The sequence below is a fragment of the Cobetia sp. AM6 genome, assembly GCF_009617955.1.
GTDB lineage: Bacteria > Pseudomonadota > Gammaproteobacteria > Pseudomonadales > Halomonadaceae > Cobetia > Cobetia amphilecti.
Map to the genome: position 1 here is coordinate 1602356 of NZ_AP021868.1, position 24541 is coordinate 1626896.

21 protein-coding genes are annotated in these 24541 nt (G+C 62.4%); 7 read left to right on the forward strand and 14 right to left on the reverse strand.

Annotation, left to right across the window (positions count from 1 at the left end):
* Nucleotides 1-5: 5 nt before the first annotated feature.
* From CLAM6_RS06860 to CLAM6_RS06875, 4 genes are all read right to left on the reverse strand, one after another.
* Nucleotides 6-950 carry an ABC transporter permease gene (locus CLAM6_RS06860; RefSeq protein ID WP_153635519.1) on the reverse strand — a complete coding sequence of 315 codons (945 nt, stop codon included), beginning with the start codon at nt 948-950 and terminating at the stop codon, nt 6-8.
* 1 nt (nt 951) lies between these two features.
* Nucleotides 952-2229 carry an alkaline phosphatase family protein gene (locus CLAM6_RS06865; RefSeq protein WP_153635520.1) on the reverse strand — a complete coding sequence of 426 codons (1278 nt, stop codon included), beginning with the start codon at nt 2227-2229 and terminating at the stop codon, nt 952-954.
* A complete protein-coding gene (locus CLAM6_RS06870; protein ID WP_153635521.1) occupies nt 2229-3728 on the reverse strand; it encodes an ABC transporter substrate-binding protein in 1500 nt (499 codons plus the stop codon). Before CLAM6_RS06870 ends, CLAM6_RS06865 begins: the two co-directional genes overlap by 1 nt.
* A gap of 318 nt (nt 3729-4046) precedes the next feature.
* The gene (locus CLAM6_RS06875) at nt 4047-5084 is read right to left on the reverse strand and encodes a LysR substrate-binding domain-containing protein (protein ID WP_052384372.1); all 1038 of its coding nucleotides are present in this window, start codon (nt 5082-5084) and stop codon (nt 4047-4049) included.
* Between the two features lie 253 nt (nt 5085-5337).
* Here CLAM6_RS06875 and CLAM6_RS06880 point away from each other — a divergent pair, with 253 nt between their 5' ends.
* Both CLAM6_RS06880 and CLAM6_RS06885 read left to right on the forward strand, forming a co-directional pair.
* The gene (locus tag CLAM6_RS06880; RefSeq protein WP_172978642.1) at nt 5338-6435 is read left to right on the forward strand and encodes a TauD/TfdA family dioxygenase; all 1098 of its coding nucleotides are present in this window, start codon (nt 5338-5340) and stop codon (nt 6433-6435) included.
* Nucleotides 6432-7007, forward strand: a complete 576-nt coding sequence (locus CLAM6_RS06885) for an HD domain-containing protein (RefSeq protein ID WP_153635523.1) — start codon at nt 6432-6434, stop codon at nt 7005-7007. Before CLAM6_RS06880 ends, CLAM6_RS06885 begins: the two co-directional genes overlap by 4 nt.
* A 16-nt stretch (nt 7008-7023) precedes the next feature.
* Here CLAM6_RS06885 and CLAM6_RS06890 read toward each other — a convergent pair whose 3' ends face one another.
* Complete coding sequence (locus tag CLAM6_RS06890; RefSeq protein WP_054555889.1) at nt 7024-7926, reverse strand: LysR family transcriptional regulator; 903 nt, start codon at nt 7924-7926, stop codon at nt 7024-7026.
* 181 nt (nt 7927-8107) lie between these two features.
* On the opposite strand from CLAM6_RS06890, the gene CLAM6_RS06895 reads away from it, so the two are divergent.
* Entirely contained in the window at nt 8108-9094 is a 987-nt protein-coding gene (locus CLAM6_RS06895) for a zinc-dependent alcohol dehydrogenase family protein (protein WP_153635524.1), read from the forward strand.
* A gap of 134 nt (nt 9095-9228) precedes the next feature.
* Nucleotides 9229-10038, forward strand: a complete 810-nt coding sequence (locus tag CLAM6_RS06900; protein ID WP_153635525.1) for an SDR family NAD(P)-dependent oxidoreductase — start codon at nt 9229-9231, stop codon at nt 10036-10038.
* Between the two features lie 136 nt (nt 10039-10174).
* On the opposite strand, the gene CLAM6_RS06905 is transcribed toward CLAM6_RS06900, so the two are convergent.
* The 4 genes from CLAM6_RS06905 to CLAM6_RS06920 form a co-directional block, all read right to left on the reverse strand.
* Complete coding sequence (locus CLAM6_RS06905) at nt 10175-11425, reverse strand: methyl-accepting chemotaxis protein (RefSeq protein ID WP_153635526.1); 1251 nt, start codon at nt 11423-11425, stop codon at nt 10175-10177.
* A gap of 285 nt (nt 11426-11710) precedes the next feature.
* Nucleotides 11711-13123, reverse strand: coding sequence for an amidase (locus tag CLAM6_RS06910; RefSeq protein ID WP_153635527.1), 1413 nt, complete (start codon nt 13121-13123; stop codon nt 11711-11713).
* A gap of 91 nt (nt 13124-13214) precedes the next feature.
* Nucleotides 13215-14741: a sodium:solute symporter family protein gene (locus CLAM6_RS06915; RefSeq protein WP_153635528.1), complete on the reverse strand. Its 1527-nt coding sequence runs from the start codon at nt 14739-14741 to the stop codon at nt 13215-13217.
* 10 nt (nt 14742-14751) lie between these two features.
* Nucleotides 14752-14991, reverse strand: a complete 240-nt coding sequence (locus CLAM6_RS06920; protein WP_153635529.1) for a hypothetical protein — start codon at nt 14989-14991, stop codon at nt 14752-14754.
* Nucleotides 14992-15259: 268 nt separating this feature from the next.
* Here CLAM6_RS06920 and CLAM6_RS06925 point away from each other — a divergent pair, with 268 nt between their 5' ends.
* A complete protein-coding gene (locus CLAM6_RS06925) occupies nt 15260-17452 on the forward strand; it encodes an OsmC domain/YcaO domain-containing protein (protein ID WP_153635530.1) in 2193 nt (730 codons plus the stop codon).
* Between the two features lie 111 nt (nt 17453-17563).
* Here CLAM6_RS06925 and CLAM6_RS06930 read toward each other — a convergent pair whose 3' ends face one another.
* Nucleotides 17564-18505: a LysR substrate-binding domain-containing protein gene (locus CLAM6_RS06930; protein WP_153635531.1), complete on the reverse strand. Its 942-nt coding sequence runs from the start codon at nt 18503-18505 to the stop codon at nt 17564-17566.
* Between the two features lie 179 nt (nt 18506-18684).
* Here CLAM6_RS06930 and CLAM6_RS06935 point away from each other — a divergent pair, with 179 nt between their 5' ends.
* Together CLAM6_RS06935 and CLAM6_RS06940 are read left to right on the forward strand one after the other, a co-directional pair.
* Nucleotides 18685-19389: an SDR family oxidoreductase gene (locus CLAM6_RS06935; RefSeq protein WP_153635532.1), complete on the forward strand. Its 705-nt coding sequence runs from the start codon at nt 18685-18687 to the stop codon at nt 19387-19389.
* Between the two features lie 231 nt (nt 19390-19620).
* Nucleotides 19621-20304 carry a type 1 glutamine amidotransferase domain-containing protein gene (locus CLAM6_RS06940; protein WP_043332240.1) on the forward strand — a complete coding sequence of 228 codons (684 nt, stop codon included), beginning with the start codon at nt 19621-19623 and terminating at the stop codon, nt 20302-20304.
* 89 nt (nt 20305-20393) lie between these two features.
* Here the strand turns inward: CLAM6_RS06940 and CLAM6_RS06945 are convergent, their stop codons facing one another.
* From CLAM6_RS06945 to CLAM6_RS06960, 4 genes are all read right to left on the reverse strand, one after another.
* Complete coding sequence (locus CLAM6_RS06945) at nt 20394-21227, reverse strand: ABC transporter ATP-binding protein (RefSeq protein WP_153635533.1); 834 nt, start codon at nt 21225-21227, stop codon at nt 20394-20396.
* Nucleotides 21224-22267: a FecCD family ABC transporter permease gene (locus tag CLAM6_RS06950; protein ID WP_197738721.1), complete on the reverse strand. Its 1044-nt coding sequence runs from the start codon at nt 22265-22267 to the stop codon at nt 21224-21226. Before CLAM6_RS06950 ends, CLAM6_RS06945 begins: the two co-directional genes overlap by 4 nt.
* Nucleotides 22268-22368: 101 nt before the next feature.
* Nucleotides 22369-23304 carry a FecCD family ABC transporter permease gene (locus CLAM6_RS06955; RefSeq protein ID WP_242007765.1) on the reverse strand — a complete coding sequence of 312 codons (936 nt, stop codon included), beginning with the start codon at nt 23302-23304 and terminating at the stop codon, nt 22369-22371.
* Between the two features lie 76 nt (nt 23305-23380).
* A complete protein-coding gene (locus CLAM6_RS06960; RefSeq protein ID WP_153636829.1) occupies nt 23381-24379 on the reverse strand; it encodes an iron-siderophore ABC transporter substrate-binding protein in 999 nt (332 codons plus the stop codon).
* Nucleotides 24380-24541: the final 162 nt, after the last annotated feature.

A 24541-nucleotide genomic window follows, 5' to 3' on the forward strand; every position in this document is an offset into this window, starting at 1 on the left:
GTGACTCAGGCTGTCTTGAGTTTGGGATTGAGCACGATGACCAGCATGTCGGCGACCAGATTGCACAGCACATAGGTGACGGAGAGCACCAGTGCGCAGGCCTGCACCACCGGCATGTCGCGGTCATTGATGGCCGAGATCATCAGGCGCCCCAGCCCCGGATAGTTGAAGACCTGTTCGACGATCACCACGCCGCCCAGCAGCCAGGCGATGGTCATGGCGGCCAGACTGATGGTCGGCAGCAGGGCGGCCGGTGCCAGATGACGGATCACCAGTCGCCAGCGCGGCAGCTGGCGGATACGCGCCATGTTCATGAAGTCACTGTCCATCACGCTGATGGTGTTGGAGCGGGTCATGCGCATCATGTGTGCCATGGCCACCAGCGCCAGCGTGATGGCGGGCAGCCAGACACCGGGCAGCAGGTTCCACAGGCTCTCGTTGGCACCGGCCACGGTGATGGCAGGGAACCACGGCAGCCAGATGGCGAAGGCCAGGGTCAGCAGGGTGGCGCTGATGAATTCCGGCACCGTCATGGCGATCAGCACCAGGCTGGAGAGGCTGGAGTCGATCCAGCTGTCGCGCTTGAGCGCCGCGATCAGCCCCAGCAGGATGGCCAGCGGAATGGCCATCACGGTCGCGATGCCGCCCAGCAGCAAGGTGTTGGCCAGACGCGGCATCAAGGTATCGCTGACCGGTGCACGACTGGTCAGCGAGGTGCCGAAATCACCACTCAGCAACTGCCCCCACCAGCTGACGAAGCGCGTCGTCACCGGCGTGTCCAAGCCAAGCTCGGCGCGACACTGGGCGAGATTGATCGGTGTCATGCTGCGTCCCAGATAGTTGACGCAGAAGTCGCCGGGCAGCATCTCGAGCACCCAGAACACCACGCAGGCCACGAAGACCAGCGTGAAGCCGCCATACAGGCAGCGCTGCAACAGCATTGCCCACATCTCAGTTCACCTCTTGAAGATCACGTGCCCGCTGTGGCGTCGAAGCCTCACAGAGGGGCGGCAGGCCCAGCACCTGACGCAGGCGCGGGTGGAGGGCCAGTGACTCGAGTTCAAGGCGCTCGCCCGCAGTGATTGACGGGCCATGCAGAATGGCGAAGCGCTGATCCGACGTGGCGCCGGGGCCGAAACCGTGTGTGGAGACATAGCCGGGCGCCGCCACCAGCTCTGCGTGATGGGCATGCTTGCAGGCGGGTTCGAAGCTCATGCCAGGCGGTGCCTGATAGAGTTGGATATGCTTCACGCCCGGGGGCAGGAAGTCGGCCGCCGCAAGCGGCGTGACGCCGAACTCGGCCAGGCGCGCGGCCTGCTCGCGTTGGCGTTCGTCATCATCACAGGCCACCAGCAACAGGCCACCATCACATTGCAGCGCGACATCCGGTAGAAGGCGGTCTGCCACCAGCGCCCGCTGGACCAGGGCATGGCCATGATCACTGAAGACACACAGGTGATAGGCCTCGCGCTTGTTGATGGCCTCAAGGCCGGCCAGCAGGCTGCCAAGCTGGGCATCGACCATCATCAGGGCCCCATCGACCAGGGCGTCATCATTGCCATGCACATGCAGGCAGTAATCGGGAGTGTTGAGTTCGAGCAGCACCAGCTCTGGCGTTTCGCGCTCGATCAGCGACAGTGCCTCGTTGAGCAGTTGCTGGTCATTGCTCATCGCGCGCATCAGGGCGTCATTGCGGGCATCCCAGTGATTCAGACGCGGCGCGGTCATGCCCTTGGCGCGCAGGTCGCCTTCCTCCCACCAGGGCGACAGATACCAGTCGCAGCTCTCGGGGCGGGCCAGCCCGAAGCCGAGGCTGGCCACCCGCAGTCCTGCCGCGCGCGCGGCCTCGAGCAGGGTCTCGCCACGCAGGTCCTCGACCGTTGCAGGGCGAAAATGCCCTGCAGTGGCGCTGGCGTCTGAGGCGTGACTGTTGCTATCCGTTTCAGTCCCTGTATCAGACGCAAACTCCGTCTTCGTCTCAGCACCGGGGCAATGGATGCCGTTGGAATAGATACCGTTGGAATAGATGCCGTGCACCTGAGCCGGTTGCCCGGTCAGGACGCCCGCTCGCGCGGGCATCGAATTGGCATTGGTATCGGCACCCAGGCGCTCGATCAGCAGGCCGTCTCTGGCAAGGGCATCGAGATGCGGCAGGCGCGCCCGCGTCTCGGCGAAGCGCTGACTGCTGATGCCGTCCATCAGAATCAGGATCAGGCCAGGGCGGGACATCAGCTCTCTCCCTGCTTGTCGACCTGGTGCCAGCGAATCGCGAAGTGTTCGACTGCCGGGATATGCACCTCACGCTTCATGACGCGGTTGTTGTTGAGGTGGAAGGGGATCAGCGTCGCGCCGGTCTCGGTCAGCAGCGCCTGGGCCTGGTGATAGAGCTCGGTGCGTGCTTCGTCATCCAGAGTGGCGCGCGCCTTGGCGAGCAGGGCATCGAATTCGGGATTCTTGTAGGCCGACTCGTTCCAGTTGGCCTCGCTCTGGAAGATCTCGTTGAGCACCTGATCTGTCGGGCGCTGGCCCCAGGCCGTGGTGAAGGCCGGCTTCTTCATCCAGGCGGTGTTCCAGTAATCCGCCGCGGGCACGTTGTGCACGTTGACGGTGATGCCGGCCTCGGCTGCCTGACGCTGGTAGAGCTCCGTCATCGGGCGGAAGTAGTTGTCGACGCCGCTGGTGTAAACGTCGATCTCCAGCCCATCGGCATACCCCGCGTCGCTCAACAGGCTGCGAGCGGTGTCGAGGTCCTGCGGGCATTGCTGCGCCAGCTTGTACTGATCGCCATTCCAGACCGGATTGTCACAGGTAATGGTGGCGCCGCCCTTGCCGAACAGCAGGTTGACCATCTCTTCACGGTCAGCCACCAGACGCAGCGCACGGCGCACGCGCACATCCTGGAAGACCTCGTCGTCGGCGCGGAACACCATGCCACGCCAGTCGCCGGTGGCGATGGAGTCGTAGTGGTAGGCCGGGTTGCTGGAGAACAGGCGCAGCTGCTGGGCGTTGACGCCATTCCAGCCCGACCAGTCAATCTGGCCGGCCAGCAATGCCTGGGTGCGGGCGTTGTCATCGGGAATGCCGATCAGGTCCATGCCATCCAGCTTCGGTGCGCCTTCCCAGTAGTCAGCAAAGGCCTCGAAGGTGGTGGTGCCCTGCGGATCGAATTCGACCAGCTTGAAGGGGCCGGTGCCGATGCCCTGCAGTGAGGTGTCGTCATCAAAGCCGACCGGCACGATCTTGGCGCGGTAATCCATCAGCAGAATCGGCAGGTCAGCATGGGACTGGCTGAGACGGAACACGATCTGGCCGGCCTCATTGACGCTGACGTCCTCGATGACTGACAGCGCGGCACGTGCCGGGGCATCGCGCTCGGGGTCGAGCAGACGCGTGAAGCTGTAGATGACGTCATTTGCGCTCAGCGCCTTGCCGTTGTGGAAGCTGACTCCGTCACGCAGCGTGAAGGTCCACTCATCGGCAGCGGGATTGGCCTGCCACTCGGAGGCCAGGTCCGACACCGGCTCGCCCTTGCTGCCCTGACGGACCAGGCGGCTGTAGATCAGCTGGTTGGCCGAGTAGAAGCGCGTCGGGGAGATGGGGTCCAGCGACTCCTTGCCACTGAACTCGACCCAATGCGGGGTGCGCAGTGTCTCGGCATGGGCCAGCTGGGGGACGGCCAGTTGGGCGAAGGCGGCAAGGCCGATGGCGGCGATCAAGGGCTTCTTCATGTCAGGCTCCAGGCAAGGGCAACGGTCAGGGACGATAGTCAGGGACGGTCGTCAGGGACAGTGGTCAGGGGCGGTCGTCAGGTACGGTCATCAGTGACAGCAAGCAGGTTCCGCAAAACCGGGTCAGGCCGACAGGCAGGCCGTTGGATGGCTCGTGGCGCAGCCCGCCGGGACGGTCGAACTGCGTCAACGCTGTCGTCTTGAGGCGTCATCTTTGGCGCAGATGATGACGTTTCCGTGACAGATGCCGGCCGTTGGCCGTAACAAAAACTGCGACTGTGCCTTAGAAATTCTGAGGCTCGCGTCTTCCTGCCCGTGCTAGCGGGGCTGGGAGGGCATCTCGCTGGTGACAGGATTGGCCTGAGAGGTGTGCATGGTGCTGCGCAACCAGGCACAGAAATCGTTGACCGCCGGGGCATGGCGGCGCTCCGGAGACACCAGCAGGTACTGGCTGCTGGTGCTGGGCATGCGCAAGGCGTGCGCCAGTTGCAGGCGTCCGTTCTTGATCAGGTCCATCACGAAGGACTGGCGGACGAGCAGGAAGCCATGTCCTTCGAGTGCCGCGGCAATCGCCAGACTGGCATTGCCGAACTTGAGGCCGGCCGGCGGGATGTGGCCGCGAAACTTCTGCAGTCGGAACCAGTCCAGCCAGCTTTCGCGGTAGCCGATGCACTCGATTCGTGGCGCGCGGGCCAGCTCGTCGAGTGGACTCGCGGGTGAGGCATTGGGGGCGAGGGAGTGATGCAGGAAGGTGGGGCTGGCCACGACGACCCACTGCTCATCGGCCAGTTTCTCGTACTCGCGCCCGCACCAGCCGCCGTAGCCATTGATGATCTCGATATCGACATCGGGCTGCTCGTCCGGGAGTACCTGGTTGTGCGGCAGCACCGTGACCTGGATGTTCGGATGCAGGCGCTGGAAGTCCTTGAGCCTGGGGATCAGCCAGTATTCGACGAAGCTGTGATTGGAGCGCAGCGTCAGGCTCTGTTGCTCATCGTGCTGGAAGAGGGTGGCGGTGCCGCGCTTGAGGGTCTCGAACACGCCACTGACCAGCGGCAGATAGGCATGCGCCTCGTCGGTCAGCTCGATGCGATTGCCACGGCGCACGAACAGGCTGACCGCGAGGAAGTCTTCCAGCTGCTTGACGCGCTGACTGACGGCGCCCTGGGTAATGCACAGTTCGGCGGCGGCGCGGGTCAGGCTGCCGAGGCGTGCGGTGGCCTCGAAGGCGGTCAGGGCATTGAATGGGGGCAGGCGCTGAGCGAGGCGCTGGGAAGGGTGATAGGCAGGACGCGACATGCAGAACTCCAGCTTGACTGAGCCAGTCGCCGCATCGGCGGCTGGTGCTGAAGCCATGACTGCAGATCCTGCCGCGGCACGCGGCCGGGCGCTCATTCTTGCAGCCGTGCATGACGATGACGTGACAGTGTGCGCGTATAAAAACTAAGGCTCGCCGCCAGAAAGTCTCGCTATGGTCACGGGTCTGCGTTCACTAGCATGGCGGGCATTCACTGGCGGATCGCTCGTTTGACATGAGCGCCAGCCACACCCGTTCGTCATGCCGTGCCTTGCGGCTTGTGATCGCACTCGACAGACAGGAAGACTCTGCATGCCTCGCCTCGCGTTTGACGCCGAACAGCTTCACCTGACTCTGGATGATGGCCAGACCCTTGCCCAGCATGTGCTGTGGCTGCAAGACCATGACCCCGCCCGTCGCCATGCCAATGGCCAGCGTCTGGACAGTGTGCTCGACCTCGACTGGGACGCCGCCATCAGCGAGGCGGCGCTTGAGGAGGGCGACGTCCTGCGAGTGACACTGAGCAATGCGCGCGAGATTCGCTACGGCGTCGATGAGCTGGCCGCCTTGAGCACCGGCTTCCCCGATGAGCGCAGCAGTGCGCACAAGACGCTCTGGCAGGGCAGTGAGTTCTCGGTCGTCCGAGTCGAGTGGGCCGATGTCATCGCCGGCGGAGAGGCACTCCGCAAGTCTTTGGCCTGTGTCCGCGACAGCGGAGTGGTGTGCCTGCGCGGCGTGCCCGTCGAGCCGGGCAAGGTGCTCGAGGTAATCGATCAGTTCGGGTATGTGCGCGAAACCAATTACGGCAAGTTGTTCGATGTCCGCACCGAGGTCTCGCCGAGCAATCTCGCCTTCAGCAATCTCGGGCTCGGGGCGCATACCGACAATCCCTATCGCGATCCGGCGCCGAGCATTCAGCTGCTGCATTGCCTGAGCAACGAGGTGGAAGGCGGCCAGACCCTGCTGGTGGATGGCTTCGCCGCCGCCGAGCGCCTGCGCGAACTGGCGCCCGAGAGTTTCGCGCTGCTGACGCGCACGCGGGTGCCGTTCCGCTTCCATGACGCGGACCATGCCGATCTCAGAAGCTGGGTGCCGTTCATCGAGACCGACCACAAGGGCAACATCCGCCAGGTGCGTTACAACAACCGCTCCATTGCTTCGCTGCCGCTGCCGCTCGAGGCGCAACGCGCCTTCTATCGTGCCTATCACGACTGGGCGCGCGTGATCGGTCAGCCGGAGCAGGCTACGCGCCTGCGCCTTGCCCCGGGGGATTGCCTGCTGTTCGACAACAGTCGCGTGATGCACGCCCGCACCGCCTTCGTGGCTGGTGGCAATCGTCATCTGCAGGGCGCCTACGCCGATCTCGACAGCCTGTATTCCACCCTCAATCTGCTGGAGAACGCCCGATGATCACGCAGACAGCCAACGCCGAGGGTATCGTCGGCCTGATCGAGGACATCTTCGCCCTGCATGGTGCGGACTCCTATCTGGGCGAGGAGGTGACCATGGCCGAGCATATGCTGCAGGCAGCGCATCTTGCCGAGCAGCAGGGGGAATCCGAGTCGGTGATTCTGGCCGCCTTGCTGCATGACGTGGGGCATTACGCCAATGCGCTGCCGCCGGAGGTCTTGATGAACGGCCAGGACAACCGTCATCAGGTCAGCGGTGCCGACTGGCTGGCGCGCTTCTTCCCGGTCGAGATCGTCGAGCCGGTACGCCAGCATGTGGCAGCCAAGCGCTATCTGGTCGCGGTGGAGCCGAGCTATCGTACCTGCCTGTCACAGGCCTCGCTGGATAGCCTGGCGCTGCAGGGCGGGGCGATGACGGAAGAAGAAGCGCAGGCTTTTGCTCAATTGCCGCAGCTCGAGGCCGTCATCAAGGTGCGGCGCCTGGATGATGCCGCCAAGGTCGCCGGCATGCAGACGCCGGACTTCGCTCACTACAAGCCGATGCTTCAGCGCTGGGTGCTGGCGGCGGGATGACGGGCTTTCCGGCGTCTCAGCCCTGTTGGACATCCCAATAGGGCGGGCTGCCGAAGTATTCGGAGAAGTAGTCCAGGAAGGCGCGCACCTTGGGGGCCAGCTGGCGGTTGCTGGGATAGACCGCCCAGATGCCCGTCTCGCTGATCAAGGGCGTCTCGGGTAGCACCTCTACCAGGCTGCCCTCGGCCAGGTGGCGGTAAATGCTCCATGTCGAGGACAGGGTGATGCCCAGACCTGCGGCACAGGCGTCACGCACGGCTTCGCCATTGTCGGTGCGGATACGCCCCTTGACGCGAATCGGCTCGACGCCGTTCTCGCACTGAAAGCACCACTGGTCCATGCCGATCAGGGTCAGGCATTCGTGTTCGTGCAGCATCGAGGGGTGCGTCGGTGTGCCATGGCGCGCGAGATAGTCCGGCGAGGCGCACAGAATGCGCTTGTCCGGTGCCAGGCGCCGCGCGATCAGGCTGGAATCCTTGAGGGCGGAGTTGCGGATGGCGATGTCAAAGCCGCCCTCGACCAGATCGACGATGGTGTCGGTCAGGCGCAGGTCCAGTTCCAGATCAGGGCAGCGTTCGAGAAAGCCGGCCAGGCCCGGCACCAGGTGCATGCGCCCGAAGGAGGCGGAAGCGGTGATGCGCAAGGTGCCGCTGGGGGAAGTCGTGCCGACGCCGACGGCAGCCCGCGCGGCCTCGGCGCTGATCAGCACCTCCTCTGCGTGGGGGAGAAAGGCGCGACCTTCTTCGCTCAGTGCCACATGACGCGTGGTGCGATGCAACAGGCGTACTCCCAGACTGTCCTCGAGCTTGCGCAGGTGAGAGCTGGCGACGGCGGGCGACAGTCCCAGGTCCTCTCCGGCCTGGCTGATGCTGTTCACGGCGGCGAGACGGACGAACAGCTTCAGGTGCTCAAGATTCATGCGGGTGTCCTCATTTGCGTCGACGCGCGTGGCTCACGAAGGCGAGAGGCACGCCAGCAACGGCTTGGCGTGACATTCGTGACTTTCAATAAGATCAATAAACTGATTGTAGTTTATCGCCGTTTATCATTCAGGCCCATGGCAATTATGCTGGCTCCACATCCACGCAGGAGACAGACTCATGAAAGCGATGCTCGTCAAATCATTCGGTGGTCCCGAGGTGTTCGAAGCGGCGGAAATCGCCAAGCCCCAAGCGGCGGCAGGTCAGGTGCTGGTGCGCATCGCCGCCACCAGCATCAATACCGTCGACACCATGATTCGCGAGATGGGCCCTGAGCTGCCGCTGTCTCCGGCACTGCCGGCGCTGTTGGGCATGGACTTCGCTGGTACCGTCGAAGCCGTGGGCGAGGGCGTCGAAGGCTACGCCATCGGGGATGACGTCTATGGTTGTGCTGGTGGCCTGGCCGACCTGCCGGGCACGCTGGCCGAGTACATCGCCGCCGATGTTCGCCTGATCGCCCACAAGCCGAAGTCCCTGAGCATGGTGGAAGCCGCGGCGCTGCCGCTGGTCGGCATCACGGCCTATGAAGGCCTCAAACGCGCCAACATCGAGGCCGGTCAGAAGGTGCTGGTTCACGGTGGCGCGGGGGGTGTGGGTCACATCGCCATCCAGCTGGCCCGTCACTTCGGTGCCGACGTCGCCTCGACCGTCGGTCGTGATGAGCACGAGACGCTGGTCGAAGGCCTGGGTGCCAGTGCCATCAATTACCGCAATGAGCAGGTCGCCGACTATGTGGCCAAGCACACCGACGGCAAGGGCTTCGACATCGTGTTCGACTCTGTCGGCGGTGCCAACCTGCCGACCTCCTTCGAGGCTGCCGCGCTCAATGGCCATGTCTCGACGACCGTGTCCTTCATGGAAATCGACCTGACCACCGCGCACTTCAAGGGCCTGTCACTGCATGTCGTCTTCATGCTGATCCCGATGCTGCATGACTTCCGTCGTCAGGAGCATCACGAGATTCTGGCCGACATGGCGCGTATCGCCGATGCCGGCGCGCTCAAGCCGATCATCGATGATCAGGTCTTCCCGCTCGCGGAAGTGGGCCAGGCCCACGCCCGTCTGGGTAGCGGCCAGGCAACCGGCAAGGTCATCGTCGAGGTCTGATTCCGTGACCGAAAGCCACATTGACAGGATCATCCTGACACTGCGCTGGCACAGATGAACGACAGGGTGTGGCCATCCGGCACACCCTGTCGTTCGTGTCTCAAGCGTCGTGTGACATTTCAAGGAGAGAGCGCATGAAAACCATCCTTATCACCGGTTCTACCGATGGCATCGGCCTGGTCACGGCCAAGGCCCTGCTGGAGCGCGGCCATCGCGTGCTGATCCACGGACGCAGCGAGCAGAAGGTCAATGGTGTCGTCGCCGAACTTGCGGCGCTGGCAGGCACCGAGCGCGTTGCCGGTTTCGTGGCAGACCTGTCCGACCTGGCCGCCATCGATTCACTGGCAAGCGACGTGCTGGCGGCCAATGCCAGTCTGGATGTCCTGATCAACAATGCCGGTGTCTTCCAGGCACCCAGCGTGGTGACGGCGGACGGTCTCGACCTGCGCTTCGTGGTCAATACCCTTGCCCCCTATCTGCTCACCCAGAAACTGGCGCCGGCACTGCGTCCGGCCGGGCGGGTCGTCAATCTGTCCTCGGCGGCTCAATCCTCCGTGGACCTGAAGGCCCTGACCGGCGAGATCGCGTTCAATGACCACTACGCGGCCTATGCCCAGAGCAAGCTCGCGATCACCATGTGGACGCGTACGCTTGCCCAGGACTGGGAAGGCCAGGGGCCTATCCTGATCGCGGTCAATCCGGGCTCTCTGCTGGCCAGCAAGATGGTCAAGGAAGGCTTCGGCGTGCCGGGCAAGGACCTGGGCATCGGTGCCGATATCCTGGTGCGTGCGGCACTGGATGAGGAATTCGCCGGCGCCAATGGTCAGTACTTCGACAACGACGCCCAGCGTTTCGCACCGCCGCACGCCGACGCACTCGATGATGCGTTGTGCCGTGAAGTGGTCGCGACGATGGAGAAGACGCTAGGCTCTCTGGCTGGCTGAAGTGCGCCAGGATTCGCTGTCACGCTGCAATATGACGCCCCGCTCATGCTGATCTCTCAGCGTGGTCGGGGCGTCGTCTTATGCAAGGGCATGCAAGGGCATTCAACGGCTGGCGGATGGATGGCGCAGGCTAGCCTTAGAGGCGATCGATCGCGGCGCTGACCTGTCGGGCACCGGCCAGGATCTCGGCGATGACCGCCTGGGTCTGATCGACGCTCTGCTGGCCGGCTTCACTGTGGATGACGACGGTATTCATGCGCTCGCCCGCCTGGCGGATCAAGGCCGTGTTGTCGCGCAATACCTTGCTGATCTGCTCGGCGGATTGCGTGGTTGCCTGTGACAGACGTCGAACCTCGTGGGCCACCACCGCAAAGCCTCTGCCATGATCCCCCGCGCGGGCGGCTTCGACCGCCGCGTTCAAGGCCAGCAGGTTGGTCTGCTGCGCGATGTGGGAAATGCTTTCGGCCATCTGGTTGATGCTTCTCACATGATGATTGAGCGCCTCGATGACCTGCCGCGCCGTCGCGACTTCCATGCCTGCGCGAGTGACATCCTCCACGGCGGCCGCCAGTTGTGTCAGGCCGTCAGCGGCGATGGTCTCCGTCTGCTGGGCACTGGTGCGTGCGGCAGTGACGGCGTCTCGCGTTGCCTGATGCTGCTGCATCTCGGCCGTGATGTCACTGGCGAACTTGATGACGCGAACCACCTTGCCGTGGGCATCGAGCACCGGGTTGTAGGTCGCTTCCAGCCAGATCGGGCTGCCATTGGCTCTGATCCGTGCAAACCGTCCCTGTTTGAAGCTGTTGTTGGCCAGCTCGTACCAGAAATCGGGATTTTCCTCATAGAAGCTGTCAGCGCAGAAGTGACGATGATGCTGCCCGATGACGTCATGGGCCTGATAGCCCATTACCTTGAGGAAGTTGTCGTTGGCCTTGAGCACGGTGCCATCCGGCGCGAACTCGATCACCGCCATCGAGGTGTTGAGCGCGGTGAGAATGGCGTCCTGACTGCTGGCACTCTCGTGACGCTCACTGACATCGCGGGCAATCTTGATGATATAGCGCACTCGTCCGCGGCGAGTCATGACCGGCAGGTAGGTCGCCTCCAGCCACAAGGTCTCGCCTCTGGCATCTCGTCGCTCGAAGGTGCCACCGCGCGAGTGGCCGGCGGCCAGCTGTTGCCAGAAGTGTTGATAGTCAGGGGCTTGATGGACCTCGCTCGAGCAGAACATGCGGTGATGTTGCCCCACGACCTGATCACGGCGATAGCCCGTCGCCGCGAGAAAGGCGTCGCTTGCGCCAAGAATGCTGCCATCCGGGCGAAAGAAGATGCAGGCAGTATGGTCTTCCAGCGCACGGCGCAGGGCCTGGGCACGATCGAGCAGCATGGGAGAGTTCCTGGCAAGAGAGGGAGATCAATGAGCACATCGACTGCGGGTATCTTTGATGCGATTGTGCTGAAATAATGTTTATTTACTGTTGAACCCTCTATCGACACTGCTGCGCCGATCTTTAGTATCAAATTCCTGATGCTGTGAGTGTCAGGGGTCTCATCATGACGCTCGCCCCGCACGATTGCTCGGGCGGGGCGGGGTGCGAGATGTGAAGTGAGCTGAAGCGAGAAGCTTGAGGTTTACCATGAGCTCGGTAGCTGATTGACGGACGTCTCTCGGCTAGAGCCTCGGATAGACAAGTCCAGGAAGCATCTCCTCAAGCAACATGGCGGCATGCATCACCTTCATGTCCTGGAATTTTCCTCCGACAATGTGCAGGCCGACAGGCAGTCCCTGGTCATCCAATCCGCAGGGGAGTGATGCCGCGGGTTGTTGGGTCAGGTTGAAGGGGTAGCTGAACGGCGTCCAGTCCATCCAGTCAGTGTATTTCTCGCCGGGTGGGACATTGTGCCCGGCGGCAAAGGGTGAAATGGGCAGTGTGGGAGTTACGAGCAGATCCCATTGCTCATGGAAGGATTGCATGTGTGCGCAAAGCGCAGTTCGCTCTCGTCTTGCCGCCAGATATTGCGACAAGGAAATGTTGCTGCCTCGCTCTGCAATGTCCAGCAAGCCCGGGTCCATCTGATCTCGCTGGCTGCCGGTCATCTTTTCGACCACCTGGGTGGCACCCGCGAACCACAAGGTGTTGAAGGTATCGAGGGGGCAGACAAACCCGGGGTCTATCTCGATGACCTCAGCGCCCAGTCTCGAGAGTAGAGCGACCGCTTCATCCACTCGCAGGCGTATGTCCTTAGCAACATCGACATACCCAAGCGTCGGGCTGTAAGCGATTTTCCACCCTTCAAGAGATAGCGGAGGTGGCGCCTTCCAATCGATGCCATGCGGGTTGCCGAGCAATCCGTCTCGGGCATCCGGCCTTGCCATGCTGGCAAGCATCAGGGCGCTATCGGACGCCGTCCGCGTCATTGGTCCCAGGTGTGAGAGGGTCGACATGGCACTGGTCGGCCACTGGGGAATCCACCCAAATGTGGGTTTCAGGCCGAAGGTACCGGTAAAACTGCAGGGGATGCGGATCGAGCCACCGGCATCACTGCCCTGATGGAGCATGCCCAGGTTGAGCGCGGCCGCTGCTCCAGCCCCGCCTGAGGATCCACCGGAGGTCAGCGCGGTATTCCAGGGGTTGCGCGTCACGCCATGCAGCGGGTTGTCCGTCACTCCCTTCCAGCCATACTCCGGCGAGGCTGTCTTGCCGAGAAAGACGGCGCCTGCCTTGCGAAGACTCGCGGCGACGGGGGCATCGACGTCATTGCCTATGTCTGGTGATGTGGTGGCGGAGCCATACCGGGTTGGCATGTCCCGGGACAGCGTCAGGTCCTTGAGTGTTGTCGGTACACCGTCCAGCGGGCCGCAGGGCGAGCCATTCATCCAGCGGGCTTCGGCGTCTTTCGCCGCCTTCATTGCCCCATCATGGGCGATATGCACGAAGGCATTGACCTTGGGGTTGAGCGTATCGATACGTTCCAGGCAGTCCCGGGTCAGCTCGACAGGGGATAGCTCGCCTTGGCGAAATAGTGTCAGGGCGTCAGTGGCGGTCAATTCCGATAATTGCGTAGGGAGAGGGGGTGAGGTCATGTCAAATCCTGTCCATTGGCTATCAACTACTCGCACGTGAGGCGTTCTCGGCAATGAAAAGGGCCTGCGCAATGCAGGCCCTTGTCGCTGGTCAGCGGGCTTCGATCACCTGAGGTGAGGGAGCCACATCATCTTCCAGCTGCTCCGGATGATATTCCGCGGTGTAATCCCGACGCGCCTGGGCGAAGCGTTCCACCACCTCGGCATCCTTGCGCTGCAAGGCGAGACTGATGACAACGAAGGCTGACGCATTGAGAATCAGGCCCCAGATACCGGCATGCAGGCCAAGCGGGTTGCTGACACTGGCACCATAGGACAGCCAGAGGACGGTCACGATGCCCAGAATCAGGCCCCAGAAGGCCGCTTGCGGGTGGGCCTTGCGCCAGGTGATGGCGCCCAGTGTCGGCACGATCAGCTGAGCGGTGCCCGCCAGTGCCGCGATCCCGATGGTGACAAGCAGTCCCGGTACGGTCAGTGCCAGGATGTAGGCCGCCAGAGAGAAGCCGACCAGGGACAGGCGACCGATATGGACGATGCGTTCCTGATTCGCCTGCGGGTTCACGTAGCGCTTGTAGATATCCATGGTGACGACGGTCGATACCGCATGGATCTGGGAGTTGGCCGTGGACATCGCCGCTGCCGCGCCAGCCGCCATGATCAGCGATGCCAGCAGGTAGGGCGCATAGTTCATCAGCATGACAGGCAGGATCTGGTCAGCATTTTCCAGGCCAGGCTCCAGCAGTACGCCCGTATAGCCCGTCAGTACCGAACCGAAGTAGGCGAAGGCGGCGAGCCCCAGCAGGAAGGGCATCAAGCCGAACAGCTTGCCGCTTTTCACCGAATACATGCGCAGCCAGATCTGTGGGCCCATGAAGGCGCCGATGGCGACGATCACGAACAGCGAGAACCACATGGAGTAGCCCATGTTGCCATTCGGCCCCGGCAGGGTCAGGTGCGCGGGCGAGTCGCTGGCAAGCTGCGCGAACATGCTGGTCGGGCCACCTGCCTGGCCGGCGATGTAATAGCCCGCGTACATCATGCCGAAGAACAGCAGTGCCCCATAGATCACATCTGTCCAGGCGATGGCGCGAATACCGCCGACCCACACATAGACGATGATGATGAAGTAGAACAGCAGCGCGGCCAGCCAGAAGGGCACGACGCCACCCGAGGCGACCTCGATCAGGTAGGCACCGCCGGTCAGCTGGATCTGCAGATAGGGCACGGTGAAGATCAGCGTGATGACGGCGACGAGGATTCTCAGCGCTTCACTGTTGTAGAAATCGCCCATCAGGTCTGACGGCGTCAGGTAGTCGAAGCGCTTGCCGAGATACCAGACGCGCTTGCCCACCCAGTAGTACATGAAGCCGAAGAGCAGGTTCCACGCCAGCGCCGTGAGATAGATGGGGCCACTGGTATAGAAGGTGGCATTCGAACCCAGGAAGGCAAAGGCGCTCCACCAGGTGGCCGCCACCGTGAAGAACACGGCAATGCTGCCCATGGCCCGCCCTTGTACGAAGAAATCCTCGCTTGTCGTCTGGGACTTTCGTGCGGACACGAGCCCGACGATCAAGGGGATGATCATGAAGGCCGCGATGATCAAGATACTTCCCGTCATGATGAGCTCCTCAGCGCTTGCTGCCGGTGGAAGGGGCCTTGGCGCTACCCCAGTTGGTCAGGTAGGCATACAGGAACACGGCGGTGAGGAAGCCCCACCACACCAGGTTCCAGACGAGGAAGAACGGAATTCCCATCACCATGGGCTCTATCTGGTTGGCCATCAGCATCAATGGACTCTCGAGCATCAAGAATCCCAGCAGCATGCTGCCGTAGATGGCGACCTTGCGGGTCGTGAAGCGCTTTCTCATTGCATTCCCCTTTATTGTGGTTGGTGGGGCGGGTTGTGACCTGTCGTGTCGATGGCAGGGAACCGGGCATGGCAAAGCATCAATTATTGTATTTATGCGTATAAATTAACCAATAGGTGACAATCTCCCGACCGTCAAGGAAGTCGCGGCGTTTTCGCTTTTCGCCTCACCCGCGACGCAGGCCCCCAAAATCTGGATAATGGCGGCCATCGCGTAGCCGTCAGATTGGCGTGCTGACGCCCACACTCTTCACAGCGGTGCATCGTTCATGGAAATCAAGGTCAACTTTCTCGACAACCTGAGGCTCGAGGCGAAATTCGACGACTTCACGGTCATCACCGATCAGCCCATCCGCTACAAGGGTGATGGGTCGGCGCCGAGCCCGTTCGACTACTTCCTGGCGTCGTCAGCGCTTTGTGCGGCGTACTTCGTGAAGGTGTACTGCGTAGCGCGGGACATCCCGACCGAGAACATCCGTCTGTCGCAGAACAACATCGTCGACCCGGAAAATCGCTACAACCAGATCTTCAAGATCCAGGTGGAGCTGCCGGAAGACCTCTCCGACAAGGACCGCCAGGGCATCCTGCGCTCCATCGAGCGTTGCACCGTGAAGAAAGTCGTCCAGACCGGCCCGGGCTTCGAGATCGAGACGGTCGACAACCTCGACGAAGACGCCCAGGCATTGCTGATGGCGGAGCCGCCGGAAGGGCAGAGCACCTGGATCGAAGGCAAGGATCTGCCGCTGGAGCAGACCATCGCCAACATGACGGGCCTTCTGAATGATCTCGGCATGAAGATCGAGATCGCTTCCTGGCGCAACATCGTGCCGCACGTCTGGTCGCTGCACATTCGTGATGCCGCCTCGCCGATGTGCTTCACCAACGGCAAGGGCTCGACCAAGGAGAGCGCGCTGTGCTCGGCGCTGGGCGAGTTCATCGAGCGCCTGAGCTGCAACTTCTTCTACAACGACCAGTTCTTCGGCGAAGCCATCGCTGACAGCGAGTTCGTGCATTACCCCAACGAGAAGTGGTTCCAGCCGGGCCCGAACGACGAGATCCCGGAAGGCGTGCTGGATGACTACTGCCTGGAGATCTTCAATCCGGACGGCGAGCTGGGTGGTTCCAACCTGATTGACACCAATTCCGGGCGTGCGGATCGTGGCATCGTGTCTCTGCCGTTCACTCGTCGCTCGGATGGCGAGACGATCTATTTCCCGTCCAATCTGATCGAGAACCTGTACCTCAGCAACGGCATGAGCGCCGGCAACACCTTGCCGGAAGCCCAGGTGCAGTGTCTGTCCGAGATCTTCGAGCGTGCGGTGAAGCGCGAGATTCTCGAGCAGGAACTGACCCTGCCGGACGTGCCGCAGGAGGTGCTGGCCAAGTATCCGGAAATCGTCGAGGGCATCGAGGCACTGGAAGCCCAGGGCTTCCCGATTCTGGTCAAGGACGCCTCGCTGGGCGGCCAGTTCCCGGTGGCCTGCGTGACCTTGATGAACCCGAAGACCGGCGGTGTCTTCGCTTCCTTCGGCGCGCACCCGAGCTTTGAGGTCGCCATCGAGCGCAGCCTGACCGAGCTGATGCAGGGCCGCAGCTTCGAAGGGCTCAACGACTTCATGCCGCCGACCTTCAACTCGCTGGCCGTCTCCGAGCCGAACAACTTCGTCGAGCACTTCATCGACTCATCGGGCCTCGTTTCCTGGCGTTTCTTCAGCTCGAAGACTGACATCGAGTTCGTCGAGTGGGACTTCTCCGGCAGCAATGAAGAAGAAGTCGCCAACCTGTTCGGTATTCTCGATGAGATCGGCAAGGAATCGTACATGGCGGTGCACGAGGATCTCGGCGCGCCGGTGTGCCGTATCCTGGTGCCGGGCTATTCCGAGGTCTATCCGGTCGAGGACCTGGTGTGGGACAACACCAACATGGCGCTGGATTACCGCGAGGACATCCTCAATCTGCATCGTCTCGACGACGATCAGCTGGCGGACCTGGGCGAGCGCCTCGAAGAGAGCCAGCTTGATGAGCACATGGACATCAAGACGCTGATCGGCATCGAGTTCGACGAGAACACCATCTGGGGTCAGCTGACGATTCTCGAGCTGAAACTGATGATCAATCTCGCGCTGGGTCAGCACGAGGATGCGCTGGATCGCGTCGAGATGTTCCTGCAGTACAACGACAACACCGTCGTGCGCGGCCTCTACTACCAGGCCATGAAAGCGGTGCTGGAGATCACCCTCGACGATGAGCTGGAGCTCGAGGACTACCTCTACAACTTCCGCCGCATGTTCGGTGAAGACACCATCGCTGCCGTGGTGGGCTCCGTGCAGGGTGAGGTGCGCTTCCATGGCCTGGAGCCCACCAACATGCAGCTGGAAGGGCTCGATCGCCACCTGCGTCTGATCGAAAGCTACCAGAAGCTGCACGCCCACCGGGCTGCGCTGGCGGCCAAACAGGCCTGATGCTCGCCTGCTGAGTCCTGTGGCATGACCTGTGGCATGAAAAGAACGGCCCCTCACTGGATGGTGAGGGGCCGTTTTCGTTCCGAGGGCTTGCGTTCGCGTACCAGTGGCTCAGGCCAGGACCTGTTGACCCTCTGCCAGACGCTGACAGCACTTGATGATCTGCTCGCGGATCCAGCGGTGCGCCGGGTCCTTCTGATAGCGGCGATGCCAGCTCAGATGGAAGGGGAAGGAGGCGAAGGCCACGGGTGGCGCCACACGGGTGACGGCGAACTGGCGACAGAAATGCTGGCATAGTCCGGTGGGCAGGCTCGCGATCAGCGGCGAGCGTTCCAGCAGGGAAGGCACGGCCATGAAGTAGGTGACCGCCAGGGCCACCTCACGCTTGAGCCCCTGGCCCTCGAGTTGCTTGAAGATGCCACTTTTCAGGCGGGTATGCGGCTGAACCAGCACATGGGCGTGCTGCTCGAAGTCCGCCTTGCTCATGCGGCCCTCGCCATCCAGACGCTCCAGCAAAGGATGGCCATTGCCCACCAGGCAGTCGATGCCTTCCGTGATCACTTCCCTGACCACCAGATTCTCGGGCGGGTCGACCTGACGCCCGAAAGCGAGGTCCGTCGTGCCGCTCATCACGCCGGCTTCGCTCATGTCCTGCGAGAGGCGGCGTACCTGAATGGTGATGCCCGGTGCCTGTTCACGCAGGATCGTCGCCAGTTGCGGCAATATCAGCACTTCGAAGTAGTCGTTGGCGGCGATCTCGAAGTGACGGTTCTCGGTGGTGTGGTCGAAGTGTCGCTCGCTGTTGATCAGGCCATCGAGATCGGTCAGCGCCGCCTCGATGGTCGGGAACAGGTGATCGGCTTTCTCGGTGGGGCGCATGCGCTGACGGTCGCGGATGAACAGCGGGTCATTGAACAGTTCGCGCAGCCTGGAGAGCGCCGCACTCACCGAGGGCTGACTCAGGTGCAGGCGCTCGCCGGCGCGGGTGACGTTCTGCTCGAGATACAGCGCATGGAAGGTGCGCAGGAGGTTGAGGTCGTAGTTGAGCTTCATGATGACTACCAGAGCTGGCGGAATGTCGCGGAGTGTCTCGGCTGCACTCGGGCGAGTGAGCACTATTTGTCTGGATGATAGCAGCTATCTGTACTATCGATTATCACGATGGCAAGTGCAGGCGATAGGCTGACCATCACAACAGAACGAGTGATTCATGCGACCCACAGGAGCGACCGATGAGTGATGTGAAGCAGACCGAAGCCCAAGGGGAAAAGATCGTACTGATCACCGGTGCCTCCAGCGGTATCGGCGAGGCCACCGCACGTACCCTGGTCAAGGCCGGGCACAAGGTCGTTGCGACCGCCCGCCGCAAGGAGCGCCTCGATGCGCTGGTCGAGGAGCTGGGCAGCGACAAGGTGCTGGCGATCGCCGCGGATGCGACGGACTACGATCAGCTCGCCAAGGTCGTCGAACAGGCCGTCGCGCATCATGGCCGTCTGGATGTGGCGTTCGCCAATGCCGGTACCGGCGTCAGCCAGGCTGGCACCGAGAATGGCGATCCCGAGGAGTGGAGGCGAGTCATCGACATCAACATCAATGCGCTGCTGTGGACCGCCCATGCGACCCTGCCGCACCTGAGAGAGCGCAAGGGCCACTTCATCCTCACCAGTTCCGTGGCCGGTCGCGCCAACCATGCGGGCTCCATCTACAGTTCGAGCAAGTGGTTCGCCTACGGCTTCGGCCAGAACCTGGCGATGGAAATGGCCGAGTGGCAAGGTCGCTGCACCACCATTACCCCGGGTATGGTCAATACCGCCTTCTTCGATCAGCCCAAGCCGGACAAGCTGGACCCGCAGGACGTGGCCGATGCCGTGCTCTACGCCATCAGCGCCTCGCCGCGTGCCAATATCCGCGAAGTGCATCTGATGCCGACCTGGTGATTCAGTACGGCAGGCGCTTCACAACTGATTTTCCACAATTGATGTGCATGACCATCTTGAGCTGAGAGGAATGTGCACTATTTATCTCAGTGATAGTGGCTATCCGGACTATCGATTGTGACGATGGTGATGAGATCAGTAAGGTGGACTCAACACGGGGCGAGCGATTCGCCGACGACATGTTTCACACGATTACCGTTGCGGACTATCCCGCACGTAAAGGAGAGCATCATGAGCAAGGTTCTGGTGGTAGTGACATCCCACGATACGCTGGGTGACACGGGCAAGAAGACAGGCTTCTGGCTGGAAGAGCTGGCGGCTCCCTACTACGTCATGAAGGACGCCGGTATCGAGGTGACGCTGGCCTCTCCCAAGGGTGGTCAGCCGCCGCTGGACCCGGCCAGTGAGGCCGAGGACTTCCAGACCGACGCCACGCGTCGTTTCGATCAGGATGAGGCGGCCAAGCAGGACCTCGCCACCACCGCCGTGCTGGCAGACATGAAGGTCGAAGACTTCGACGCCATCTTCTACCCGGGTGGCCACGGCCCGCTATGGGATCTCACCAACGACGCGGATTCCATCCGTCTGATCGAGCAGTTCCATGCGGCCGGCAAGCCGGTCAGCTCCGTCTGCCACGCCCCGGCAGTGCTGCTGAACGCCCGCAAGCCTGATGGCACTCCCTTCGTGGATGGCGTGCGTGTCACCGGCTTCACCAATGGCGAAGAAGAAGGTGTCGGCCTCACCAATGTCGTGCCGTTCCTGGTCGAAGATGCCCTGCAGCAGAAAGGCGGCATCTATGAGAAGAAGGCCGATTTCACCTCCTTCGCGATTCAGGATGGCCTGATCATCACCGGTCAGAATCCCATGTCTTCCGAAGGTGTCGCTGAGCTGCTGATCGACAGTCTCAAGAAGTAGATCGGGCGAGTTCAGGCTCCATGAAGAACCCCGCTACCGGGTCACCGGTAGCGGGGTTTTCGCGTCTATTGCGCATCGAATGGCAGGATTTACTCCAGAACGGGAGCGCGAGGTGTCAGCCCATGCCTGCCCAGTGGCGTCATCATCGGCTTGCCGGTGACGGGGTCGGGCGAGATGTGACTCTGCATGCCGAAAACGTCTTTCACCATCTCGCGCGTCAGGACTGTCTCGGGGCTGCCGTGGGCGTAGATGCGGCCCTCGGATAGTGCGATCAGCACATCGGCATAGCGTGCCGCCAGGTTCAGTTCGTGCAGCACCATCACGATGGTCGTGCCTCTGGCATGGTTGAGGTCCGTCAGCAGGTCAAGCACTTCCACCTGATGATTGATGTCGAGAAAGGTGGTCGGCTCATCAAGCAACAGGATGTCGGTCTGTTGAGCGAGGGCCATGGCGATCCAGACGCGTTGGCGCTGCCCGCCGGAGAGCTCATCCACCGGGCGCTCCGCCAATGAGGCGGTATCCGTGGCGTTGAGGGCTTCCAGCACGGCGCTATCGTCCTCATGACGCCAGCGCTGGAACAGCTTTTGATGGGGGTGACGCCCTCGACTGACGAGGTCGAGCACCGTGATGCCTTCCGGCGCGATCGGTGATTGAGACAGCAAGCCCAATCGCTGTGCCAGCTGGCGGGCCGGCAGGCGATGGATCGACTTGCCGTCCAGCAGGACCTCGCCGCGGGCGGGCGTCAGTAGCCGTGAGAGCGTGCGTAGCAACGTCGACTTGCCGCAGGCATTTGCACCCACGATGGCCGTTGTCTTGCCTGGCGCGATGTCGAGATCGATACCGGAAAGCACCGGACGTTCGGCATAGCCAGCCGCGAGGTCTGTCACGCCAAGGCCTGAAGTGCAGGAAGAAGGCTGCGTCATGAGGAAGCTCCGCGCTGGTTTTCACGAATCACGAGATAGAGCAGGAAGGGCGCACCGAGCACACCGGTCACCACGCCCACTGGATAGCGGGCCGGGAGCAGAAATTGTCCGATGAAGTCTGCGACCAGCATCAAGAGCGCACCGATCATCGCTGCTGGCACCAATACGGAACCCTGATGGTGAAACAGTCGTGTCGCGACAGGGCCGCTCAGGAAGGCCACGAAGGCGACCGGGCCAGCTATGGCAGTTGCGCAGGCCACCAGGCCGACAGCGGAAATGATGATGCCCAGGCGTGTCATGGATAGCCGCACACCCAGTCCGGATGCCATGTCATCGCCCATGCGCAGGACTTCCAGATTCCGGCTCAGCAGCAACAGGATGCCCCCCAGCAGGCCAAACACGCTACCCAGCGGCACCACCTGGCTCATGGTCACGCTGTTGAGACTGCCCGTCATCCAGCGCAGGGCCTCCTGAAGTGACCAGCTGGGTGCCTGGGTCAATACATAGGCGGTGATGCTCTGCAGCATGGCGCCCAGCCCGATGCCTACCAGAATCAGGCGTGCACCGGCCACGCCATTGCGCCATGACAATGCGTAGATCAAGCCCGCGACGCCCAACGCTGCCAGTACCGCGATCACTGATACGGCAGTGCCACTCAGCGACAGCATCACGATGGCGAAGACCGCAGCAGCGCTGGCACCGGCACTGATGCCGATGATGTCCGGGCTCGCCAGCGGGTTGCGCAGTAGACTCTGGAAGGCGGCTCCGCCCAGACCAAAACAGCCACCTGCCAGCACCGCGACCAGCGCGCGAGGCAGGCGCAGCTCGCCCACGATGAAGCTTGCACCTGCAACCGGCTCGCCCCACAGCACACGCAGTACCGTCAGTGGGGAGATAAAGCTTTGGCCTTGTACCAGAGTGAGGCTGAAGGCCGTCACCAGGACCGCGAACAGGCACCAGGATTTGCGCCTTCTGGCATCCTGGCGAGATTTACGCAGTACCCGCATCTCCCGGTGGCCGCAGTGGGCGCGTGGGCGCATGGGCGTCAGGTGGGGCCGGTGAGGGTCATCAAGCGATGCGTGCATCACATGCTGCGCCGTCTCATCCTCAGGCTGGGAAGAGCGACGAGAAGAAAAGGCAGTCACAGTGATTTCACCTTGTGGCGACGTACGATCCAGAGAAACACGGGGGCGCCAACCAGCGCTGTCATGATGCCGACATCGAGTTCGGCAGGGCGGGCGATCAGCCGGCCCGCGATATCGGCCGACGTCAACAACAGCGCCCCGGCCAGCGCCGACAGCGGAACCACCCAGCGGTAATCACTGCCGACCACCAGACGGCAGACATGCGGCACGACAAGGCCGACAAAGGCGATGGGACCACATACGGCGGTGATGCCGCCGCAGAGTAGAATCGCCCCCAGCGCCGCCATGAGGCGGACAAGAGCGACTCGCTCGCCGAGCCCGCTGGCCATGTCATCACCGAGCGCGAGCATGTTCAGCTTGCGTGCTGAAAGCCCGCAGATCAGCAGGCCGCTGATCACGAAGGGCAGGGCAGGCGTGATCTGATCCAGCGTCGCGCCACCCACGCCACCGATCAGCCACGACTGGATCAAGCCTCCGATGTCGGCACGCGGAAGGATGATGGCAGAGGTCAAGGAACTCAGTGCTGCTGACACGACGGCACCGGATAGCGCCAATCTCAACGGGGTGGCGCCACCTCGGCCGAGGCTGGCGATCAGATAGACCACCACGGCGCTCACGCCTGCCCCGAAAATGGCCAGCCATAGATAGTCGCTGGCCAGCTCGATGCCGAACCAGGCGATGCCGATCACCACTGCCAGAGCGGCACCGGCATTCACGCCAAGTAGCCCCGGGTCTGCCAACGGGTTGCGGGTCAATCCCTGCATGGCCGCTCCTGAAACGCCCAGTGCCGCACCGGCCATGATGGCCAGCAGCGTGCGTGGCAGGCGGCTGGCGACAGCCGCCTCCGCCATCGTATCGAGAGAGCCATCCAGCAGCCCGGTGATATCGGACCAGCTCGTTGCCCGCGCGCCGAACATCACTGACAACGTCATGACAGCGCCCAACGCCAGCACCAGTCCCAGCGTCCCCAGCCAGCGCCGCTTGCGGGAAGCGGCGCGCCCGGTGAGATCAGTCGGCCTTGTTGGCGGCGATGGACAACAGGTCAACATAATCGTCGAGTACCCAGGGAATCGAGAGGGGGGTGGGGTTGGCGGCCGTGCCCATCGGGCCGTTTTCCAGTAACACCACGGCGTCCTGCTGGATGGCCGGCAGGCGTGAGGTCAGCAGGTGCTCGTTGAGGCGGTCAACCAGTGCCTGGCCGCCATAGGTCAGCACGATATCGACATCGGCCAGCTCATCGAGGCGTTCTGCACTGATCTGACCGGCAAAGCGGCCATCGACGGCGGTCTCGGTGACGAACTGTGGCGAGACCATGCCCAGTTCGTGGAAGAAACGCACCCGGGCATCGTTGTCGTTGTAGAAGGCGATGCGGCTCAGATTGGTCGGGTCGATATGGCTGATCACGATGATCGACTTGCCCTGGATCTCCGGGTGACTTGCGACATTCTCGGCAACCTGCGTCTCAAGACGCTCGATCAGCGCTTCGCCCTCGGCGGCCATGCCCATGCCGGCACTGTCGAGGCGAATCATGTCACGCCAGCTGGAAGACCAGCGCGGGCCCGGACGAGCCACGACAGGAGCGATCTTGCTCAGGGTGTTGTAGTCGGCCTCGCTGAGTCCGGAATAGGCGGCGAGAATCACGTCCGGCTCGCTCGCGGCCACGGCCTCGAAGTCGATGCCATCCCCTTCGTCATACAGATTGGCGGCGTCACCCCCCAGTTCGTCCAGTCGTGCCTTGACCCACGGCATCATGCCGTCGCCATCATCATCTCCGAATGCCTGACGGGGGAAGCCCACCGGCACGACGCCCAGTGCCAACGGCACTTCATGATTGGCCCAGGCGACGGTGGCGATACGTCGGGGCTTCTTCTCGATGACGGTGGTGCCGAAAGCATGCTGGATGGTGAGTGGATACTGAGCCGTTGTCTCGGTGACATCTGAGACAAGCGAGGAGGTATGGGTGTCAGCCTGTGAAGAGTGTGACTCGTGTGCCTGGGCGGCAGGCATGAAACAAGTGGCCATGACGGCCAGGCCAATGGCGCAGGAAAGTCGCGTGCGTCGCAAGGGAGAATCCTTTTGTGATCGTGTCGCGGTGGATACCGCCATCAAGATGAGACCAGACAGACCCTGTCGGTGAGGGCCTGTCTGGTCGTCGGATACAGAGAAGGT

Bases quoted from the DNA above. Each gene is read 5' to 3' on its own strand.
- CLAM6_RS06860 (WP_153635519.1), bottom strand. From the start codon at position 950: ATGTGGGCAATGCTGTTGCAGCGCTGCCTGTATGGCGGCTTCACGCTG.
- CLAM6_RS06865 (WP_153635520.1), bottom strand. From the start codon at position 2,229: ATGTCCCGCCCTGGCCTGATCCTGATTCTGATGGACGGCATCAGCAGT.
- CLAM6_RS06870 (WP_153635521.1), bottom strand. From the start codon at position 3,728: ATGAAGAAGCCCTTGATCGCCGCCATCGGCCTTGCCGCCTTCGCCCAA.
- CLAM6_RS06875 (WP_052384372.1), bottom strand. From the start codon at position 5,084: ATGGCTTCAGCACCAGCCGCCGATGCGGCGACTGGCTCAGTCAAGCTG.
- CLAM6_RS06880 (WP_172978642.1), top strand. From the start codon at position 5,338: ATGCCTCGCCTCGCGTTTGACGCCGAACAGCTTCACCTGACTCTGGAT.
- CLAM6_RS06885 (WP_153635523.1), top strand. From the start codon at position 6,432: ATGATCACGCAGACAGCCAACGCCGAGGGTATCGTCGGCCTGATCGAG.
- CLAM6_RS06890 (WP_054555889.1), bottom strand. From the start codon at position 7,926: ATGAATCTTGAGCACCTGAAGCTGTTCGTCCGTCTCGCCGCCGTGAAC.
- CLAM6_RS06895 (WP_153635524.1), top strand. From the start codon at position 8,108: ATGAAAGCGATGCTCGTCAAATCATTCGGTGGTCCCGAGGTGTTCGAA.
- CLAM6_RS06900 (WP_153635525.1), top strand. From the start codon at position 9,229: ATGAAAACCATCCTTATCACCGGTTCTACCGATGGCATCGGCCTGGTC.
- CLAM6_RS06905 (WP_153635526.1), bottom strand. From the start codon at position 11,425: ATGCTGCTCGATCGTGCCCAGGCCCTGCGCCGTGCGCTGGAAGACCAT.
- CLAM6_RS06910 (WP_153635527.1), bottom strand. From the start codon at position 13,123: ATGACCTCACCCCCTCTCCCTACGCAATTATCGGAATTGACCGCCACT.
- CLAM6_RS06915 (WP_153635528.1), bottom strand. From the start codon at position 14,741: ATGACGGGAAGTATCTTGATCATCGCGGCCTTCATGATCATCCCCTTG.
- CLAM6_RS06920 (WP_153635529.1), bottom strand. From the start codon at position 14,991: ATGAGAAAGCGCTTCACGACCCGCAAGGTCGCCATCTACGGCAGCATG.
- CLAM6_RS06925 (WP_153635530.1), top strand. From the start codon at position 15,260: ATGGAAATCAAGGTCAACTTTCTCGACAACCTGAGGCTCGAGGCGAAA.
- CLAM6_RS06930 (WP_153635531.1), bottom strand. From the start codon at position 18,505: ATGAAGCTCAACTACGACCTCAACCTCCTGCGCACCTTCCATGCGCTG.
- CLAM6_RS06935 (WP_153635532.1), top strand. From the start codon at position 18,685: ATGAGTGATGTGAAGCAGACCGAAGCCCAAGGGGAAAAGATCGTACTG.
- CLAM6_RS06940 (WP_043332240.1), top strand. From the start codon at position 19,621: ATGAGCAAGGTTCTGGTGGTAGTGACATCCCACGATACGCTGGGTGAC.
- CLAM6_RS06945 (WP_153635533.1), bottom strand. From the start codon at position 21,227: ATGACGCAGCCTTCTTCCTGCACTTCAGGCCTTGGCGTGACAGACCTC.
- CLAM6_RS06950 (WP_197738721.1), bottom strand. From the start codon at position 22,267: ATGCGCCCACGCGCCCACTGCGGCCACCGGGAGATGCGGGTACTGCGT.
- CLAM6_RS06955 (WP_242007765.1), bottom strand. From the start codon at position 23,304: ATGACGTTGTCAGTGATGTTCGGCGCGCGGGCAACGAGCTGGTCCGAT.
- CLAM6_RS06960 (WP_153636829.1), bottom strand. From the start codon at position 24,379: ATGCCTGCCGCCCAGGCACACGAGTCACACTCTTCACAGGCTGACACC.